We start from the raw sequence: 18,765 nt of genomic DNA, 5'->3' as shown, positions 1-18,765 counted from the left end.
CAGGTACTTAAAAAGTTAAAATTTGTATTCAAAAATAATTTCAATTGTCAGCTGCAGTTCTAGGTTTAAAGAATAACTGGAAACAGTTCACCTTATTGGTGTTCGTCAATGGGCTGGTAGGCTCCATGCTTGGAATGGAACGCTCTATTTTTCCTCAGTTTGCCTCTGAGACTTTTCAGATAGATTCCAATTTTGCCTTACTTTCCTTCATTACAGCATTTGGCTTTTCGAAAGCCGGCACGAATTACATTACAGGAAAATTCGCAAATAAAGTAGGCAGGAAAAAGCTGCTTGTCCTTGGTTGGATCATAGCACTCCCGGTACCATTGATGTTAATTTTTGCACCAAGTTGGACGTTCGTCATAGTGGCCAATATCCTATTGGGTATAAGCCAGGGACTTACTTGGGGAAGCACTGTACTGATGAAAATTGATTTGGTGGGAGAAAAAGAACGGGGATTGGCCATGGGCATGAATGAATTTGCAGGCTATTTAATGTTAGGAGTTTCAGCATATTTGTCAGCATATATCGCAGATAACTATGGCGTGAGCCCCTACCCTTTTTACCTTGGAATTGCCGTAGCGATTACTGGATTGATTCTGTCCCTCTGTCTCGTCAATGATACCCATTCATTTGTCAAAAAGGAATCTCAAACGGTCACCAAAAAAAGAATCAAGGATGTTTTTATCCAAACCTCTTTCAAAAACCCGACGCTGAGTAGTATTTCCCAAGCAGGCTTGGTTAACAACCTGAATGATGGAATGGTTTGGGGGCTGTTACCGGTGTTTTTGATCAGTCATCACTTAGAGCTTGAAAAAGTTGGAATTGTTGCAGCGGTCTATCCATTAGTTTGGGGAGTTGGTCAATTGTTTACCGGTAAGATGGCAGACCATTTTTCTAAGAAAAAAATGATCGTTTTTGGCATGTTGCTCCAAGGTCTGACCCTTCTTATTTTGCCTGAATTTGTGGGGTACTATTTCCAGATTGGATTAATGGTACTTTTGGGACTTGGAACTGCTTTGGTGTACCCAACCTTTATGGCATCCATTGCAGAATTCACACATCCTATGCAAAGAGCAGAAAGCATTGGGACATTCAGGCTTTGGAGAGATTTAGGATATGCGGTTGGGGCTATTTTTTCAGGGATTCTGGCAGACCAATGGGGCTTAGAAGTTAGTATTTATTTTATTGGAATACTGACCATCCTCTCCTCCTTGATAGTCCAACTTAGAATGAAGAATTCCTAAAACCATAATCAGTAAAAGCCAAATCTTATAACATAAGATCAAAATTTCATAATACGTCGGCTTCCATTTTTCCCGAAGTTTGTAGTGTTAATCAATCTTGATTTATCATGACACAAACAGCCACATCAGAACATTTAACCAAAAAGACATTTCCAGTAACTGGAATGACATGTGCGGCCTGTGCAAACAGTGTCGAGACGATCTTATCCTATACGGACGGAGTAAAATCTGCATCTGTCAATTTTGCTTCCAATACCGTTTTAGTGGAATATGACCAAGAACAGATACAGGCCGAAGGATTAAACAAAGCATTGTCAGAAATTGGATATGGGCTTATTGTGAGTGAAGAGAACTTGGAAGAGGCGGGGGAAAAAGCCCAACAAGAATACTATCAGCAAGTAAAAAAGCAAACTCTTGGTGCAGCCCTTTTGACCCTTCCTATTTTCATTTTAGGGATGTTTTTCATGCATTGGGAACCCGGAAAATGGATTTCTCTAGTATTAAGTATCCCCGTATTATTCATTTTTGGACGTCACTTCTTTGTCAACGCCTATAAGCAAGCCAAACACAGAAAAGCCAACATGGACACCCTGGTGGCACTGAGTACTGGAATCGCATTTCTATTCAGTTTGCTAAATACCCTATTCCCGGAATTTTGGCTGGATCGAGGCATAACTCCACACGTTTATTACGAAGCTGCCACAGTGATTATCACCTTTATCAGCTTTGGAAAGCTTCTAGAAGAGAAAGCAAAAACAGGGACTACCACTGCATTGAAAAAACTGATGGGGCTACAAGCAAAATCCCTGAAAGCCATCATTGATGGCAAAGAACAGGAAATACCCATTTCTGAAGTTGCAATAGGTCATGAGATTGTAGTGAGACCGGGTGAAAAAATACCCGTGGATGGCACAGTCCTTTCTGGCAATTCCTATGTAGATGAAAGCATGATCAGTGGTGAACCTATTCCAGTGGAAAAAAAGGAAAACGATCTGGTTTATGCCGGAACAGTTAATCAAAAAGGAAGTTTTCATTTCAAAGCCGATAAAGTCGGCAGTGAAACCCTTCTTTCACAAATCATCAAACGGGTTCAGGAAGCTCAGGGAAGCAAAGCCCCCGTACAAAAATTGGCAGATAAAATCGCTAGTATCTTCGTGCCTATTGTCATTGGAATCGCCATCATCACTTTTTTAACATGGATGATCTTAGGTGGAAAGGATGCTTTTACCCATGCTTTGTTAACCTCTGTAGCAGTGTTGGTGATTGCCTGTCCTTGTGCCTTAGGCTTGGCCACACCGACTGCGATTATGGTCGGAGTTGGAAAAGGTGCAGAAAACAATATCCTTATCAAGGATGCCGAAAGTCTGGAATTAGCTCATCATGTCAATGCTATTGTCTTGGATAAAACAGGAACTATCACTGCAGGTAAACCCAGTGTCTCGGATTCGAAATGGGTTTCCGATCAAGCCATGAAAGATTTTGCACCAATTTTATTGGCGATAGAATCCAAGTCAGAGCATCCATTGGCAGAAGCTGTTTCAAAAAGCCTAAAAGAAAACAACCAGGAATCCGGAAAAATACTTGACTTTCAAAGCATCACCGGAAAAGGAGCATCTGCAAAAAATGAAAAAGAAGTCATGTTCTATGTTGGGAATGAAAACTTACTCGATTCGCATCAAATCGCCATTCCAGAAGAGTTTTACAAACTATCCAAAGCATGGAAATCAGAAGCCAAGACCGTTATTTTCTTTGCAAATGAACAGGAACTCTTAGCCATACTAGCTATTACAGACGAAATCAAGCCCAGTTCAAAATCTGCTATTTCCCAATTAATCCAGCAGGGTATTGAGGTCTTTATGCTCACGGGAGATAATAGTCAAACTGCTGCTGCTGTAGCGAAACAGGTGGGTTTAACCGACTTCAAAGCAGAAGTAATGCCTTCTGATAAATCAGATTTTATCAAAGAACTCCAAAGTCAAGGAAAAAAAGTGGCTATGGTAGGTGATGGGATCAACGATTCAGAAGCCTTGGCTCAGGCAGATGTCAGCATTGCAATGGGACATGGTTCAGACATTGCAATGGATGTGGCAAAAATGACGATTATTTCATCTGATTTAGAAGCCATACCCAAGGCATTAAAACTTTCAAAAATGACGGTAAATGGAATTCGCCAGAATTTATTTTGGGCCTTTATTTACAACTTGATCGGAATTCCAATTGCGGCCGGCTTACTTTATCCTTTCAATGGATTCTTGCTCGATCCTATGATTGCCGGAGGAGCAATGGCATTCAGTTCTGTGTCTGTGGTGTTGAATAGTCTAAGATTAAAAGGAAGAAAGCTATAATCATCGTTAATAAAACTTTAACAAAAATGCGCCACAAATATTGTACGAAGTGTTGAATATTAATTTCATTATTTCAAATCCGAAGGAGTTCTATTTCTACCTTATTTCAATCGTATTTCCTTTTAATTTCTATTTTACTTTCACTTGAATTCTATACACTCACTTAATAATTTTAAAACTCAATCATGAAAACTCAAAAATTCAAAACCAACATCAACTGTAGCAACTGCCTAGCCAAAGTTACACCTGTACTCAATGCAAATCCAAAAATCGAGTCTTGGGGTGTAGATTTAGAAAGTGAAGATAGAATTCTAACAGTAGAATCGGATGACATTACTCCGGAAGAAGTCTTTAAAACTGTCATCAAAGCAGGATTTGTTGCCAAACCTGAATAAATTGGCGACAAATTCTTTGATTACCCATGAGAAATCTATTCTTAGCGCTGTTTTTATTTCTTTATATCCAAGCTATAAAGGCACAAACCAACATCGCTTTGCCTATAGTTAAATCCAGTATTGGAGGCATAAATATCTATGGAAAACCCATAGACCAGCAAACTAGATGTCAGCATTGGCATTCTGAATTAGATGTGATTGCAATCAAATTTAAATGCTGTGAAAAGTATTATCCATGTTTTTCTTGCCATGAAGAAGAAGCTGATCATGAACCTAAAGTTTGGCCAAAATCAGAATTTGATTTCAAAGCAATATTATGTGGCGTCTGTGGAACAGAATTAAGTATCTCTGAATATCAAAAAAGTAATAACAGCTGTCCAAAATGCATGGCAGCTTTTAACCCTGGTTGCAGCAAACACTATCATTTATATTTTGAAACAGAAGATAAAAAAATAGAATAACCCATTTGACAAAAAATTCGTATTTTTACAACGTTGAAAAAGATAATTTCCATAGTGCTATCACTCATTCTGCTCTTTACGAGTATAGGAATGGCAAAATCCACCCACTTCTGTGGTGGATTGGAAATGCTTTCTGAATTGTCTTTGAATGCTTCCCATATCAATTGTGGCATGGAGCAAAAAAAACCGGATTGTGACACCAATGATGGGAAAGTTCATGTTCATCAGGATTCGGGCTGTTGTGATAATGAATTCGAGGTTCTTCAACTAGATGAAGATTTCAGCATTAACAAAGCTTCTTTCCACCTTAATTTGGACTTCGCATTTGCACTGGTTCATACGTTTATTTTTAAAGTTTCCCTAGAAGAAACTACCGCTACTACTTATTCAGATTACTCCCCTCCTTTTCTGAAACAGGACCACCAAGTACTGTTTCAAACCTTTATTATTTAAACATGGATGAAGGAAGGTTAGCTCTGCTAACCGAGATATTGCCGAAATAAAGTTCTGGTGATGTCAATAATCTTTTCTGGTCACTTATCAGATTCATCACATGTTAAATTCAATCATCAAGTATTTTCTTGAAAACAAACTGGTAACAGTTCTGCTACTGATCGCATTGATTGGTTGGGGAATTATTACAGCTCCTTTTGGATGGAAAGTAGGTTCTTTACCTTCAGATCCAGTTCCTGTGGACGCCATACCAGATATTGGGGAAAATCAACAAATCGTATTTACCCCATGGGCAGGAAGATCTCCTCAGGATATTGAGGATCAAATTTCCTATCCACTTACCACTTATCTACTCGGAATTCCTGGAGTAAAATCCATTCGTAGTTCCTCTATTTTCGGATTTTCCAGTATCTATATCATCTTCAATGAAGACATAGAATTCTATTGGTCCAGATCCAGAATTTTAGAAAAACTCAATTCCTTACCATCGGGATTATTGCCAGAAGGAGTTCAACCTGCTCTAGGGCCTGATGCCACCGCATTAGGACAAGTATTTTGGTACACTTTGGAAGGTCGTGATTCCAATGGGAATCCAACTGGAGGTTGGGACCTGCACGAAATCCGCTCTGTACAGGATTTCTATGTCAAATATGCGTTAAATTCCGTAGAAGGGGTTTCTGAGGTCGCTTCTATTGGAGGTTTTGTCCAGGAATATCAAATTGATGTAAACCCTGACGCATTAAAAGCTTACAAGATCCCATTAGCAAAAGTCATGGAAGCGATAAAGAAATCAAACCGTGACGTTGGAGCCAAAACTATTGAAATCAACCAAGCAGAATACCTGGTCAGAGGCTTGGGATACGTCAAAAATATTTCTGACCTAGAAATGGCTGTAGTGGCCGTGCAGGAAAACGTTCCTATCCGTATTAAAGACATAGCCGTCGTGGGATTGGGTCCAGCTACCCGCCGAGGGGCTTTAGACAAAGACGGAGCTGAAGTAGTAGGTGGTGTGGTCGTTGCCAGATATGGAGCTAACCCCTTGGCAGTTATTCAAGATGTCAAGGCCAAAATCTCAGAAATCAGCTCAGGATTACCTAAAAAAACCCTAGCAAATGGGACGGAAAGTCAATTGACGTTGGTTCCTTTTTACGATCGATCTACCTTAATCTCGGAGACGCTAGGCACATTGGAAGAAGCTTTGACCCTAGAACTATTGATTACCATTTTGGTAGTGATAGTAATGGTTTACAATCTTCGCGCTTCCTTGTTGATTTCCAGCTTATTACCCATATCTATATTAATGGTGTTTATAGCCATGAGGTATTTTGGAGTGGATGCCAATATTGTAGCCCTTTCTGGAATCGCTATTGCGATCGGAACCATGGTAGACTTAGGAATTATCCTATCAGAAAATATCCTAAAGCATCTGGATGAAGCTCCTGAAGATCAAAAATTAATTGAAACCATTTATAAAGGCTCCTCGGAAGTAGCCACGGCTATATTGACCGCCGTATCTACCACCATTGTTTCCTTTATTCCTGTATTTACGCTGGAGGCAGCAGAAGGAAAACTATTTGGTCCTTTAGCCTTTACCAAGACTTTTGCGTTAGTAGCTGCTTTGATTGTCTCTTTGTTAATCTTACCGACACTGGCCCATTGGTTTTTTGGGTTTAAAATCAAAGGAGATAAAACAAAAAAGTTCTTCCCTTTTGCCCTACTACTTCTTGGCATCATCACTTTAATTTTGGGTTATTCTTGGGCAGGAATCATGCTCCTACTGTTTGGAGGTTTAGCTATTGGAAAACAGTATTTGAATTCCTCCAAAATTGTTCTGGATAAGCGTTCTACTAAATTCCTGAACAATGCCGAACTATTTTTAGTGGTGATTGGGGTAGTTTGGCTATTGGCAAAATATTGGCTTCCTCTCGGACCTTCGGAAAGTACCTTTACGAATTTCTTCTTTGTAGCCTTGATTGTAAGTCTGATTTTAGGTGCTTTTGCGGTTTTGGAATACTATTACAAACACATCCTTACCTGGTGTTTGAATCATAAAAAAGCATTTCTAAGCATCCCAACAGTACTTATTCTTCTTGCAGGAAGCATTTGGTTAGGGATCAATGGAGTGTTTGGATTTATCCCTAAAGGCTTTGATTTAATCGGGGTAAACATTCGCCCTACTAAGGTCTGGGCTTCTTTAACCCACACTTTCCCTGGAATAGGAAAAGAATTTATGCCGTCTCTGGATGAAGGAAGCTTTTTACTGATGCCAACCGCAATGCCGCATTCAGGAATTGAGTTTAATGGGAATGTCGTTTCACAGCTTGACATGATGCTCACTAATATTCCTGAAGTGGAGTTAACCGTAGGCAAATTGGGAAGAGTGGAATCCGCCTTGGACCCTGCCCCTATTTCGATGTATGAGAATATTATCAACTATAAACCTGAGTACGTCCTAGATAAAGATGGATTTAGGGTGCGTTTCCGAACGGATGAAGACAATCGATTTATTCTCACCTCCGGTGATACTTTAAGTAATGAGGAAGCTATAGCACAAGGAGTAAAAAATACGGAATTGATTCCGGATGAGGATGGACTTTATTTTCGAAACTGGAGAAATGAGATCAATTCCCCTGATGATATCTGGAAGGAAATAGTAAAAGTGACCAAGATTCCTGGAGTAACTTCCGCCCCAAAACTTCAACCTATTGAAACCCGATTGGTCATGCTCCAAACTGGGATGCGAGCTCCTATGGGCATCAAAGTATATGGACCTGATCTACAGACTATTGAAACCTTTGGATTAAAGTTAGAAAGTATTTTAAAAGAGGTGCCTTCAGTGAAAGCTGAAGCAGCATTTGCAGATCGTATTGTAGGTAAACCTTACTTGCTTTTAAATATCAAACGGGATGAAATTGCCCGCTATGGATTAAACATTGAGGACGTACAGCAAACGATAGAAACGGCAATTGGAGGGATGAATATCACGAACACTGTGGAAGGCAGAGAGCGTTTTCCAGTACGGGTTCGCTATCCAAGAGAGCTCAGAGATGATCCTGAATCCTTAGGTAAAATCTTGATCTCTACCCCTACCGGAGCTCAAATTCCATTGGTTCAAATAATTGATTTCGAATACCAACGAGGACCTCAAGCTATCAAAAGTGAAAACACCTTTTTGGTAGGTTATGTGCTTTTTGATAAGAGGGAAGGCTTCTCCGAAGTAACAGTGGTCAATGATGCCCAACGAATGATTCAAGAAAGAATTGATTCTGGTGAACTACAGGTTCCTGCGGGAATAAGTTTTAAGTTTTCAGGTAGTTATGAGAATCAGGTACGTGCCGAAAAGCGACTTTCTATTATCGTTCCTATTGTATTAGGGTTGGTATTCTTAATCCTCTATTTCCAATTTAAATCAGTAACGACTTCCTTAATGGTTTTCACTGGTATCGCCATGGCTTTCAGTGGCGGGTTCATAATGCTTTGGTTCTATGGACAAGAATGGTTTGCCGATTTCAGCCTTTTCGATACCAATATCAGAGAGTTATTCCAAATGCAAACGATCAATCTAAGTGTAGCTGTTTGGGTAGGCTTCATTGCTCTATTTGGGATTGCTACAGATGATGGGGTATTGATGGCTACGTATCTAGACCAAAGCTTTGATCGAAATAAGACCAATACCCTGAAAGGGATTCGGGCTGCTGTAGTCGAAGCTGGGCAGCGAAGAATCAAACCGGCTGTCATGACTTCAGCAACCACCATCATTGCCTTGTTACCTATCTTGACCTCTACAGGCAGGGGTTCCGACATCATGATTCCTATGGCAATTCCTGCCTTCGGAGGAATGTTAGTAGCAGCCATTACTTATTTCATTGTTCCGGTGTTATACAGCATCCGTGAGGAATATAGACTCAAAAAGATTAGCAAATGAAATCGAGCTATAAAAAAATAGAGAATGATAGGAACCTATTGAATGCGAAGTTCAATGTGACCAAAAATACCAGTTTTAAACAGATCAAAAACTGGACAATCGCATTTCTACTGGCAATCTTCACTGGTTTTCATTCATTTGGACAAAGTTTAGATGACTATTTGAAAATAGCAGCCGAGAATAATCCAGGGTTAAAAGGTAGCTATAAAGAGTTTGAAGCAGCACTTCAGAAAGCTGCACAGATTAGAAGTTTACCTGATCCAACTATATCATTTGGATACTTTATTTCTCCTGTAGAAACTCGGGTTGGACCTCAAAGGGCACGATTATCCTTAAACCAGATGTTTCCTTGGTTTGGTACGTTAAAATACTATGGCACTGGCTCGGAAGCTATGGCCGAGGCGAAGTTCCAAGCATTTACGGATGCCAAAAACAAATTGTACTTCAAGGTAATATCTGCTTACTACCCGTTGTATGAACTGAATAAGTTCATTGAAATAGAGGAGCAAAACATTGAAATTCTTAAAAACTATAAAACACTAGCTACCAGTCAATTTTCAAATGGAAATGGTGCCATGGTTGATGTATTGAGAGTGGATATTATGTTGAAAGATGCGGAAACCAACTTGGGTATTTTGGAAAAGCAACGTACCCCTTTGGTTACTCGATTCAACAATTTGCTTAATCGGGAAGAAAATGAGCCGGTGGAAGTAGTCAATGAGTTGGAAGAAATCTTGGTCCAAGAAAATTACCGAAGGGATTCATTATTGGAAAACAACCCAACCCTCCAAGAATTTGACTTTAAAATCAAGGCAAGCCATGCCAATGAGATGACTGCTGCTAGTCAAGGAAAACCCAAGATTGGGGTTGGGTTGGATTATGTCATTATTGGCAAAAGAGAAGATATGATGGTAGATGATAATGGTAAAAATGCATTGATGCCCATGGTTTCCATGAGTTTGCCCATCTTTTCCGGAAAATATCAAGCAGCAAAAAAGGAGGCGAAATTGATGCAGGAAGCTTACCAGTATCAAAAGGAGGAATTTGAGAATGATTTACTGAGTACCTATGATCAACTGGACTTTCAAGTCTCTAAACAGCATGATCTGATTATCTTATACGAAGAGCAAATCAAACAGACTCAACAGTCTCTGGAATTACTTTATACTGCTTATTCCAATTCAGGAAAATCATTTGAGGATGTACTTCAAATGCAGCAGCAGTTATTGAAATATCAAAAATTGAAAGTGTCTGCTGAAACAGCACTACAAATAAACATTGCGGAAATAGATTATATCACTGCAAAAACATTAGACCAATGAAAAAGCTACAAATAAACGTTTTGGTCATTGCTATCGGCATGTTATTCATCGGAATACTTGCAGGATACCTCATCTTCAGAAATGACAATCCTTCTCAAGATGAACACCAACATGATCTCACTGAAGTAAATGGCGTATGGACCTGTTCCATGCACCCACAGATCCGTCAGAGTGAACCGGGATCCTGTCCAATCTGCGGAATGGACTTGATTCCCCTAGAGAATGAGGAAGAAAATCTGGACCCTATGGCCATCAGCATGTCTCCTACCGCCATGCAATTAGCCAATGTCCAAACTGCGATAGTCGGAGAATCAGGTGCTGCAAAATCAGTAAAACTCACCGGGAAAATCCAGTCTGATGAACGGAGAATCTTTACTCAGACCACTCATATTCCTGGCAGGATTGAGCAATTAACCGTCAATTTTACAGGAGAATACATCTCCAAGGGACAGGTGATTGCCTTTGTTTATTCTCCTGAGCTGGTTACCGCTCAGCAGGAACTATTGCAAGCAGCAAAAATCAAAGACTCCCAGCCACAATTATTTCAGGCTGCAAAAGAGAAACTGAGAAACTGGAAATTATCAGGCAACCAAATTGATCAGATTATTGAATCAGGAAACATCCTTAACAACTTTCCCATCAGAGCAAATATTTCAGGATATATAACTGAGAAATTGGCTAATGCTGGAGACTACGTGTCACTTGGACAGCCTCTTTATACGGTATCCGATCTTTCCAAAGTTTGGGTTCTTTTTGATGTGTATGAATCCGATCTAAGTTGGATCAAAAAAGGCTATGAGGTTGAATATTCAGTCCAATCCATTCCTGGAAAGACTTTTTCTGGGAAAATCAGTTATATCGATCCTTTGATTGATCCTTCAACCAGAGTTGCCCAAGCAAGGGTTGAAGTAAGCAATTCCGATCTAAGCTTGAAACCAGAAATGTTTGTCTCTGGTACAATTAAAAGCGATTCTAAAAGCAGCAGTAATTCGATTACCGTTCCCAAATCCGCGGTATTATGGACAGGAAAAAGGTCTGTAGTATATGTGAAATCAAGTTCTGAACGAGGGATTAGCTTTAACCTTCGGGAAGTAACTTTGGGACCTGCTTTAGGAGAAAGTTATGTCATTGAAAGTGGGCTGAATGAAGGTGAAGAAATAGCCATCAATGGTACTTTCAGTATCGATGCAGCTGCGCAATTAGCTGGTAAACCAAGCATGATGAGCCCCGATGGCGGTGTACCTATGACAGGACATGACCACGGAAATATGGAAGGAAGCAGCATGCCTTCCAGCACCAACCTATCCATCAGTGAAAATGCAAAAAAGGCCTTGAAACCTGTTTATGATCAATATTTACTGCTGAAAGACAAATTAACGCAAGATAATCTGGATGCAGCCAAAGAGGCAGCGGCAAAGATGGATGCATCTTTGAAACAAGTGAACATGGCTTTATTCACAGGAGAATCTCACAACCTATGGATGGGCTTTGACAGTAATTTGAAAAAAGCCTTACAAGCTGCTCAATCCTCAAAATCTATTGAGGAATTAAGAAAGAGTTTTCAAAATCTTTCTAAGGAAATGGTGACAATGACTGAGCAGTTTCATTCATATGCAGGCACTTTATATGTTCAGCATTGCCCTATGGCTGATAGTAATAAAGGAGCAGATTGGTTGAGCCTAGACCAAAATATTGTCAACCCTTATTTTGGACAATCCATGCTAACCTGTGGAGAGGTTACCAAAACATTGAAATAATCACCCAATCTTTAATAGTAAATTATGCGTAAAAACAATCAGTATTACACCAGAAAAATTCACCGCTTTCTAGGTGTATTCATTGGAATTCAATTTTTCCTTTGGACGATCAGCGGATTATATTTCAGCTGGACAGATATTGATGAAATCCATGGAGATCATTTTCATAATGAGCACATGATGCATCAGTCGGCAGAAAATCTAATTCAACCTGGGAAATTGGATTCTACCCTTCAGATTTCAACTCTTGAACTTAGATTTGTCAACCACCAGCCTTATTACTGGGTTAATTCCAAATTGCTCTATAATGCTCAAACAGGTAAACTTAAACCTGAGGTGACAGAAGAAGAAGCAAAGGAAATTGCCCAGATCTATGTAAAGGGGGATTTGGGTATCAAATCGGTAGAATATCTTACTGAAACCGGAGCGCACCATGAATTTCGGGGCAAACCATTGCCTGCTTGGGCGGTACACTACGACCACCCAGAAAACTTAGTAGCCTATATAGATGCTAAAAGTGGAAGCTTTGAACGAGTGAGACATAGAAGCTGGAGATGGTTTGATTTTCTCTGGATGTTCCATACAATGGATTATGCAGGAAGAGACGATTTCAATAACCTACTGCTCAGAGCTTTTTCATTATTCGGTTTAGCAACAGTGGCTTCTGGGTTCACTTTGTTTTTTATGACGCAGAAAAAGAAAAGGAAACAATCTAAATAAATAATAATAAATCAATTAAACATGAAAAATCTAACTAAAACTCTATTAATTGCACTTACAATCAGTTTGGCTTTTGCTTGTAAGCAAAACGATCAACATGAAGGTAATGAGGAGCACATGAACCATACAGAAGAAATGGATCATGAGAATCATGACTCAATGGACCATGGTTCAAATTCGGAATCCACGGCATCTGTTTCATTTGAAGACAAGCAGGTTTCTGAAGCTGTAAATGCCTATTTAGGTTTAAAAGACGCCTTAGTTGAAACTGATGGGGAAAAGGCTAAAAATGCGGCAGTTGAACTGCTATCAATTTTAGGAAACTCCAGTTTTGAAGGAAAATCTGAAATGGAAATTGAAGTAAAGAAAATTGCTGAAACAACAGATACAGATGCTCAGAGAGTATCATTTGACTTGGTTTCAAATCAAATGATCCAATTGGTTAAAAGTTCAGTAGTGACTGAAGGGAAATTATATAAGCAATATTGCCCTATGGCAAAGAACAATGAAGGGGCATTTTGGTTAAGTGTTTCCAATGAGATAAGAAACCCTTATTTCGGAGATAAAATGCTAAAGTGCGGTTCAGTTCAAGAGGAAATTTAAAAACTACCCTTTTTTAACTTAACGCCTGAGCCCCAGATTTATCTGGGGCTTTTTTATAAAGTAAATCTCAATCCCAAAAACCCCCTGATTCCCTGATTAGGGGCGAAAACATAGGTTGGATCAAAGGTCAAGGCATTCGGATTCTCGGGGGTTGGCATGACTGAACCATCCGGATTAAATACCACATTTTTATCAAATGGGTCAAATGACCTGGCAATACTATTAGCTGGAGGAGTAAAATTCAGCAGGTTCTTAACACCCGTATAAACTTCCCACTGGTTTCCAATTCTTTTAGAGAGTTGTATATTTTGTATACTCCACCAAGGAGAAAATTCATCTCGCTCATCCAATTCCCCAAGCAAAGGCAATCGCATCGGGCTATAAACATTGCCGGTATAATCAATGGTCAAACCAAGTCTCGGAATATCATACCCAACCGACCACACTCCTGAAAACCTCTCTGTTAACAACTGCCTTCTTTTAATTCCTTCTTCTTCTATAGATACATCCATCAGAGTGACTCCTGCTGTAATGGAAAGCCCGTTTGCCCAAGCAATATCCGCATTGGTGGAAATACCTTTCGAAACTGCTGAACCATCTAAATTTGCATAAATGATTTGATTAACATTCGTTTCATAATCAGGGACTATTCTATTGGTAAAGTAGGTGTAAAATGCGGTAGCATCAATCCCTACGAAAGTACCTTTATTAGAATAGATTTTTTTCACAAAATTGATGTTTGTATTCCAACTTTGTTCGGGCTTTAATTCCCCTTCAAAAACCACTTCCCTAGCTCCAGTTAAAGCTGCATGATCTTCTGTAAAGACATTAGCAACTCTAAATCCATTCCCCACCGAAACCCTGAGAGCTGTTGTTTTATCGTAGGAGGATAATTTATAATTTAATCTAGGAGAGAAAATGGAACCATGAACAGAATTATAATCATAGCGAGCACCAAGCAAAAGACTTTGTGTTTCTTTAAATTTGATCTCATCCTGAATAAAAACTCCAGGTAAATGGATAACAGAAGGCATATTCCGTTCGCCATCCCCAGAAGAAGTGACCGGAGTATCATCATCGTAATAGGTATAGCGATAGGCCAATCCTGATAGAAAATTATGAGAGGCAATCGATTTAGTCCAAGTCAACTGCCCAAAACCAATGTATTGATCTGCATTATAAATGGTCGTCCCATACACTGAGTTTTGACGATGTCCGTTGGCAGAAAACATCAAGTTTAAAGCTTCTGAACTTGGCAATTGATAGGTACCAAAAGTCTCCCATCTACTGGTGTAAATACTTTCCCCATATATATCATCTCCCCCTCTATTACTTTTTTCCCAATTCATTTCACCTCCCCACCGATCTTCATAAACATACCTGCCTGCAATATTGAAAATTCTATTCTCCGGTCTTTTCACATTGAATTTTTGAAAAATAGAAATTCGCTTAGAAAGGGTTAGGTCAGTGAAGCCATCCTGATTGTTGTCAATGGGGTTGTCATAATAAAATCCATTGATTCCGGTTAGAGACTGGACATTGGATCCAAATTGACTACGAAAGCCCAAATCCATATTAAACTCTCCCCAGCCTGTCCCATATAGATCAGCTGAAAGTAAGGGAGCAGCATCGGGACTTTTCGTAATAACATTAATAAGTCCTCCAACAGCTTCAGATCCATACAAAGTAGAAGCAGGCCCTTTCACTACTTCTATCCTATTGATTAATGATTGCGGTATACCTGTCAGCCCATAGACAGTTGCTAAGCCTGAAACAATTGGCATACCATCTATTAATACCATGGTATAAGGACCTTCTAATCCATTAATATGAATATCACCAGTATTACAAACATTGCAATTGATTTGAGGCCTGACTCCGTTTACATTTTGTAAGGACTCGAATACAGAGGGTGTTGGATTGGCTCTAAAAAATTTTGCTGAATACACTTCCACAGGAACAGGGCTGTCCAATTTAGAAACCTCTTGCATGGTACCGCTTACAACTACCTCATCTAACCCAGAATCCATTTCTTCCAGTTCAAAAACCAATTGGGTTGCCTCCTCTGATGGAACTTTAACAGAAGATGAAATGGATTTAAATCCTATTCTTGAAACTTGAAGGACATACGTATCAGGGTTGTTTACCTTGATATTGAAATCTCCATTTTCATCCGTAACCGCTCCAACTGAAGTTCCTTTTAGGATTACATTGGCAAATTCCACCACCTCACCCTTGGATAATACTTTGCCTTTCACCCAGTAGTCCTGAGCAAAAGAATCCATATAAATCACTGATATAAGAAGAAATACTAGTAGTAGTCGAAGCATATATAATAGGCTAATTTAATCCATTAGATTACCCAAAAGTAATTTGTTAGAATCTTCTAACAAAATTGTTTTCTAAATATTTTATTTAATATTTGAATACTAAATCATTATTCATGGCATCTCAAACAGAAGAAAACTACCTAAAGTCATTGTTCAACTTGGCAAATGAAGCTGGAGAAGTAAACATTTCAGAACTAGCTCAACAAATGCAGGTAAGTATGCCCACCGTGAATAGTATGGTAAAAACCCTTCAAAAAAACGGTTGGTTGATATACGAAAAATATAAACCTGTTACCCTCACCTCAGAGGGAAAAAAAGAGGCGGCATTGGTGATCAGGAAACATCGCTTGACAGAAATGTTTTTAGTAAAAAAAATGGGGTTTGGCTGGGAAGAAGTTCATGAAATTGCTGAACAAATAGAGCATATTCATTCACCAAAATTCTTTGAAAGAATGGATGAAATGATGGGACATCCTACGGTCGATCCCCATGGATCTCCCATTCCAGATAAGATGGGAAGAGTTCAAGAAGTAAGCTACTTTACATTGTCCAAATGCAAAACAGGTCAAATTGTAAACTTGGCAGCATTAACCAATTCCTCTACAGAATTTTTAGAATTTTTAAATAGTAGAGACCTGAGATTGGGAATAGAGCTTCAGGTAATATCAATTGAGCCTTACGATCAAAGCATGGTAGTTAGTTTTGAAGGCCATCCTTCAGAAACATTAAGTGAAAAAGTCTGTGATCGGTTATTGGTAAGATTAGTAGGATAAACAACTTTCTCATACTAAGAAATATCAATATTTCCAGGATCGGTTTGCTTTTTTCTCCCCTTGGGATTTTTTCGATTTTAATCGTTTCTCTATCGCTCCTTTTCCTGGTTTGGTCGCTTTTCTTACTTTCTTTTTCTCTAAGCTCTTTTGGATGAGTTTATAAAATTTTCGAATCACGATCTCTTTATTTTGCAATTGGGAACGTTTTTCCTGTGCTTGGATTTGCAGAAAACCATCGTCAGTAATTTTATTTTTCAGTTTTTCCCGGATCAAGCTTTTCTCCTCCTCCGTCAAAAACATCGAGTTTTCAAGATCAAAAGACAACTGTACTTTGGTTTCCACTTTATTGATGTGCTGACCTCCTGCCCCACCACTCCTGGAGGTTTGAAAATTCATTTCAGACAAAAAATAACCCTTCTCAATTCTTTCTCTTAAAGATTGCATTTGGTAACCGCTTGTTAATAAAATATTAAATCTGTTATGTAAGCAAGTTACATGCTTTCATTTAAATGAAATAATCACCTACTATCCATTCATTTGGGTGAACGGATGATTTTAAAACTAATTTTTCAAAAAAATGCTAATTTGTTTTCCCTTAATCAATCTCACCCTATTAATCAACCCAAAATACTATGAAAAACAGAAGAGAATTTCTAATCAAATCTGCCCTCGGTGCAGCAGGACTAGTAGCTGCTCCCGCTTGGTTACAAGGCGCTCCTTCCATCATCAAATCCTTTAATAAACCTAATTCACTGATCAATGGTGTGCAATTAGGGTGTATTACCTATTCTTTTCGATCTATGCCTGATCAGAGTGCCGAGGCTACCTTAAAATATGTGACTGAATCAGGATTGAATGCGATTGAATTGATGGGAGACCCTGCTGAAAGTTTTGCGGGAATGCCTTCCTCTCCTATAAATCGGATGAGAATGTTCCAGCTCATGAGAAAACAAAGAGATGGGCAAGATTTGAATTCTTCAGAAAAATCAGAATTGGATGAAATGCGAGCTGAAGGAGAAGCATACAGAAAAGAAGTAGCTGAATGGAGAGCAAAAGCTGACATGAAAAAGTTTGAAGATCTGCGTAAAATGTACAAGGCTGCTGGAGTCAGTATTTATGCATTCAAGCCTAGTGCATTTGGTAAAAATAATACTGATGCAGAGATCAATTATGGAATGAAGGCAGCGAAAGCATTAGGAGCAAGCCATGTTACTTTAGAACATCCTTCTGACGATGCACATACTTTAAAGCTTGGTAAAATGGCTGAGAAAAATGGTATTTCCGTTGGCTATCATGGCCATGAACAAGAAACTTTTAACTTCTGGGATACTGCTATCAGTCAAAGTCCTAAAAACGGAATGAATCTAGACGCAGGACATTATATCGCCGCAGGCAACACTGATTTAATTCCTTTGATAGAAAAACAACACAAGCATATTCTAAGCATGCATACCAAGGATAGACAGACTCCTGCCAATGGAAAAGGCAATTTGGCATGGGGTTCTGGAGATACTCCTATTCCAGAATTATTAAACTTGATGAAAACAAATAAATATAAATTCCCTGCTACCATTGAATTGGAGTATCAAGTTCCTGAAGGCTCTGATGCTGTCAAAGAAGTTCAGAAATGCGTAGAATTTTGTGAAAAAGCCCTTAGCTGATCCATGTTGCCTTAAAAAACAAAAACCGCAGCAATTGCTGCGGTTTTTTAATTTGGTTGTGTTTGGTAATTTATTTTACAAACATAGTAAACATCCACATTCTTTTTTCCAAATCTCCAACAAATGCTGTCAACATATCTTCAGTAGCGATATCTCCGGCGGCTCCAGCCTCTTCAGCTACTTTTCTGTGGGATTTGGCGAGGATTCCCAATCCATCAATTACATGCTTCACACATTCTTCTCCATGGGAAACATCTGTGATTTCTTTATGAATACTATTTTTCAAATAATCAGAATAAGCATGCTTAGGATTAAACCCGATCGTTACTACCCTCTCTGCTAAATCATCAATATTTTGATACAGTTTCGTATAAAGCTCTTCAAACTTTTCATGTAATTCAAAGAAATTTTCACCTTTTACATTCCAGTGAAATCCTCTTACATTCTGATAAAAAATATGATAATCTGAAAGTAGATCATTCATATTACTAGCCAAATTATTCATGGCCTTATTATCCAATTTTAAATGATTTTCGAGTGTTGCTTTATTAGTGTTCATTGTATTAGTGTTAGTTAAGTTATCCATGTCATTATAAGTGCAAGGTCCCCGCCATTATTATGATGACCATAGATTCCACTGCTTACCATAAGATTTCACACCAATCTTTGGAGACTTTTTTAAGATCCAACAGATCATTTGGTATTCTTAAAATCAGGGATGATACCTGTGCAAATCTGCATGAAAATACTTCCCCAAAATGTTGAGTTAATTG

At 38.9% G+C, this 18,765-nt stretch carries 15 protein-coding genes; 12 read left to right on the top strand and 3 right to left on the bottom strand.

Features of this window, described 5'->3' with window-relative positions:
* The first annotated feature begins 44 nt into the window (after window positions 1–44).
* The 10 genes from JYB62_RS02960 to JYB62_RS02915 all read left to right on the top strand — a co-directional run bounded on the left by JYB62_RS02960 (window position 45) and on the right by JYB62_RS02915 (window position 13,228).
* Window positions 45–1,247 (top strand): MFS transporter, encoded by a 1,203-nt coding sequence (locus JYB62_RS02960; RefSeq protein WP_205643949.1) that lies wholly within the window; start codon window positions 45–47, stop codon window positions 1,245–1,247.
* A 107-nt stretch (window positions 1,248–1,354) separates the two neighbouring features.
* Window positions 1,355–3,592 (top strand): heavy metal translocating P-type ATPase, encoded by a 2,238-nt coding sequence (locus JYB62_RS02955; RefSeq protein WP_205643948.1) that lies wholly within the window; start codon window positions 1,355–1,357, stop codon window positions 3,590–3,592.
* A 185-nt stretch (window positions 3,593–3,777) separates the two neighbouring features.
* Window positions 3,778–3,987, top strand: coding sequence for a heavy-metal-associated domain-containing protein (locus JYB62_RS02950; protein WP_205643947.1), 210 nt, complete (start codon window positions 3,778–3,780; stop codon window positions 3,985–3,987).
* Window positions 3,988–4,013: 26 nt separating this feature from the next.
* A complete protein-coding gene (locus JYB62_RS02945) occupies window positions 4,014–4,448 on the top strand; it encodes a CHY zinc finger protein (protein ID WP_205643946.1) in 435 nt (144 codons plus the stop codon).
* 33 nt (window positions 4,449–4,481) lie between these two features.
* Window positions 4,482–4,901, top strand: coding sequence for an HYC_CC_PP family protein (locus JYB62_RS02940; RefSeq protein ID WP_449500890.1), 420 nt, complete (start codon window positions 4,482–4,484; stop codon window positions 4,899–4,901).
* 100 nt (window positions 4,902–5,001) lie between these two features.
* Window positions 5,002–8,826 (top strand): efflux RND transporter permease subunit, encoded by a 3,825-nt coding sequence (locus JYB62_RS02935; RefSeq protein ID WP_205643944.1) that lies wholly within the window; start codon window positions 5,002–5,004, stop codon window positions 8,824–8,826.
* Window positions 8,823–10,148, top strand: a complete 1,326-nt coding sequence (locus JYB62_RS02930; protein ID WP_205643943.1) for a TolC family protein — start codon at window positions 8,823–8,825, stop codon at window positions 10,146–10,148. The genes JYB62_RS02935 and JYB62_RS02930 overlap by 4 nt, the downstream gene beginning before the upstream one ends.
* Complete coding sequence (locus tag JYB62_RS02925) at window positions 10,145–11,905, top strand: efflux RND transporter periplasmic adaptor subunit (RefSeq protein ID WP_205643942.1); 1,761 nt, start codon at window positions 10,145–10,147, stop codon at window positions 11,903–11,905. The genes JYB62_RS02930 and JYB62_RS02925 overlap by 4 nt, the downstream gene beginning before the upstream one ends.
* Window positions 11,906–11,929: 24 nt before the next feature.
* The gene (locus JYB62_RS02920; RefSeq protein ID WP_205643941.1) at window positions 11,930–12,625 is read left to right on the top strand and encodes a PepSY domain-containing protein; all 696 of its coding nucleotides are present in this window, start codon (window positions 11,930–11,932) and stop codon (window positions 12,623–12,625) included.
* A gap of 21 nt (window positions 12,626–12,646) precedes the next feature.
* Complete coding sequence (locus JYB62_RS02915; RefSeq protein WP_205643940.1) at window positions 12,647–13,228, top strand: DUF3347 domain-containing protein; 582 nt, start codon at window positions 12,647–12,649, stop codon at window positions 13,226–13,228.
* Window positions 13,229–13,281: 53 nt separating this feature from the next.
* On the opposite strand, the gene JYB62_RS02910 is transcribed toward JYB62_RS02915, so the two are convergent.
* On the bottom strand, window positions 13,282–15,558 hold the full coding sequence (locus JYB62_RS02910; protein ID WP_205643939.1) for a TonB-dependent receptor: 2,277 nt from the start codon (window positions 15,556–15,558) through the stop codon (window positions 13,282–13,284).
* Between the two features lie 113 nt (window positions 15,559–15,671).
* On the opposite strand from JYB62_RS02910, the gene JYB62_RS02905 reads away from it, so the two are divergent.
* Window positions 15,672–16,331 (top strand): metal-dependent transcriptional regulator, encoded by a 660-nt coding sequence (locus JYB62_RS02905; protein ID WP_205643938.1) that lies wholly within the window; start codon window positions 15,672–15,674, stop codon window positions 16,329–16,331.
* A gap of 24 nt (window positions 16,332–16,355) precedes the next feature.
* Here the strand turns inward: JYB62_RS02905 and arfB are convergent, their stop codons facing one another.
* Window positions 16,356–16,775 (bottom strand): alternative ribosome rescue aminoacyl-tRNA hydrolase ArfB, encoded by a 420-nt coding sequence (gene arfB, locus JYB62_RS02900; protein WP_205643937.1) that lies wholly within the window; start codon window positions 16,773–16,775, stop codon window positions 16,356–16,358.
* Between the two features lie 188 nt (window positions 16,776–16,963).
* On the opposite strand from arfB, the gene JYB62_RS02895 reads away from it, so the two are divergent.
* Window positions 16,964–17,992, top strand: coding sequence for a sugar phosphate isomerase/epimerase family protein (locus tag JYB62_RS02895; protein WP_205643936.1), 1,029 nt, complete (start codon window positions 16,964–16,966; stop codon window positions 17,990–17,992).
* Between the two features lie 70 nt (window positions 17,993–18,062).
* Here the strand turns inward: JYB62_RS02895 and JYB62_RS02890 are convergent, their stop codons facing one another.
* Window positions 18,063–18,551, bottom strand: coding sequence for a Dps family protein (locus tag JYB62_RS02890; protein WP_205643935.1), 489 nt, complete (start codon window positions 18,549–18,551; stop codon window positions 18,063–18,065).
* Window positions 18,552–18,765 lie beyond the last annotated feature (214 nt).

It is taken from the genome of Algoriphagus lutimaris, from assembly GCF_017051705.1.
GTDB classification, from domain to species: Bacteria; Bacteroidota; Bacteroidia; order Cytophagales; family Cyclobacteriaceae; genus Algoriphagus; species Algoriphagus lutimaris.
Note: the sequence above shows the minus strand (reverse complement) of the source record. Positions and strands in the feature narration are given on the sequence as shown.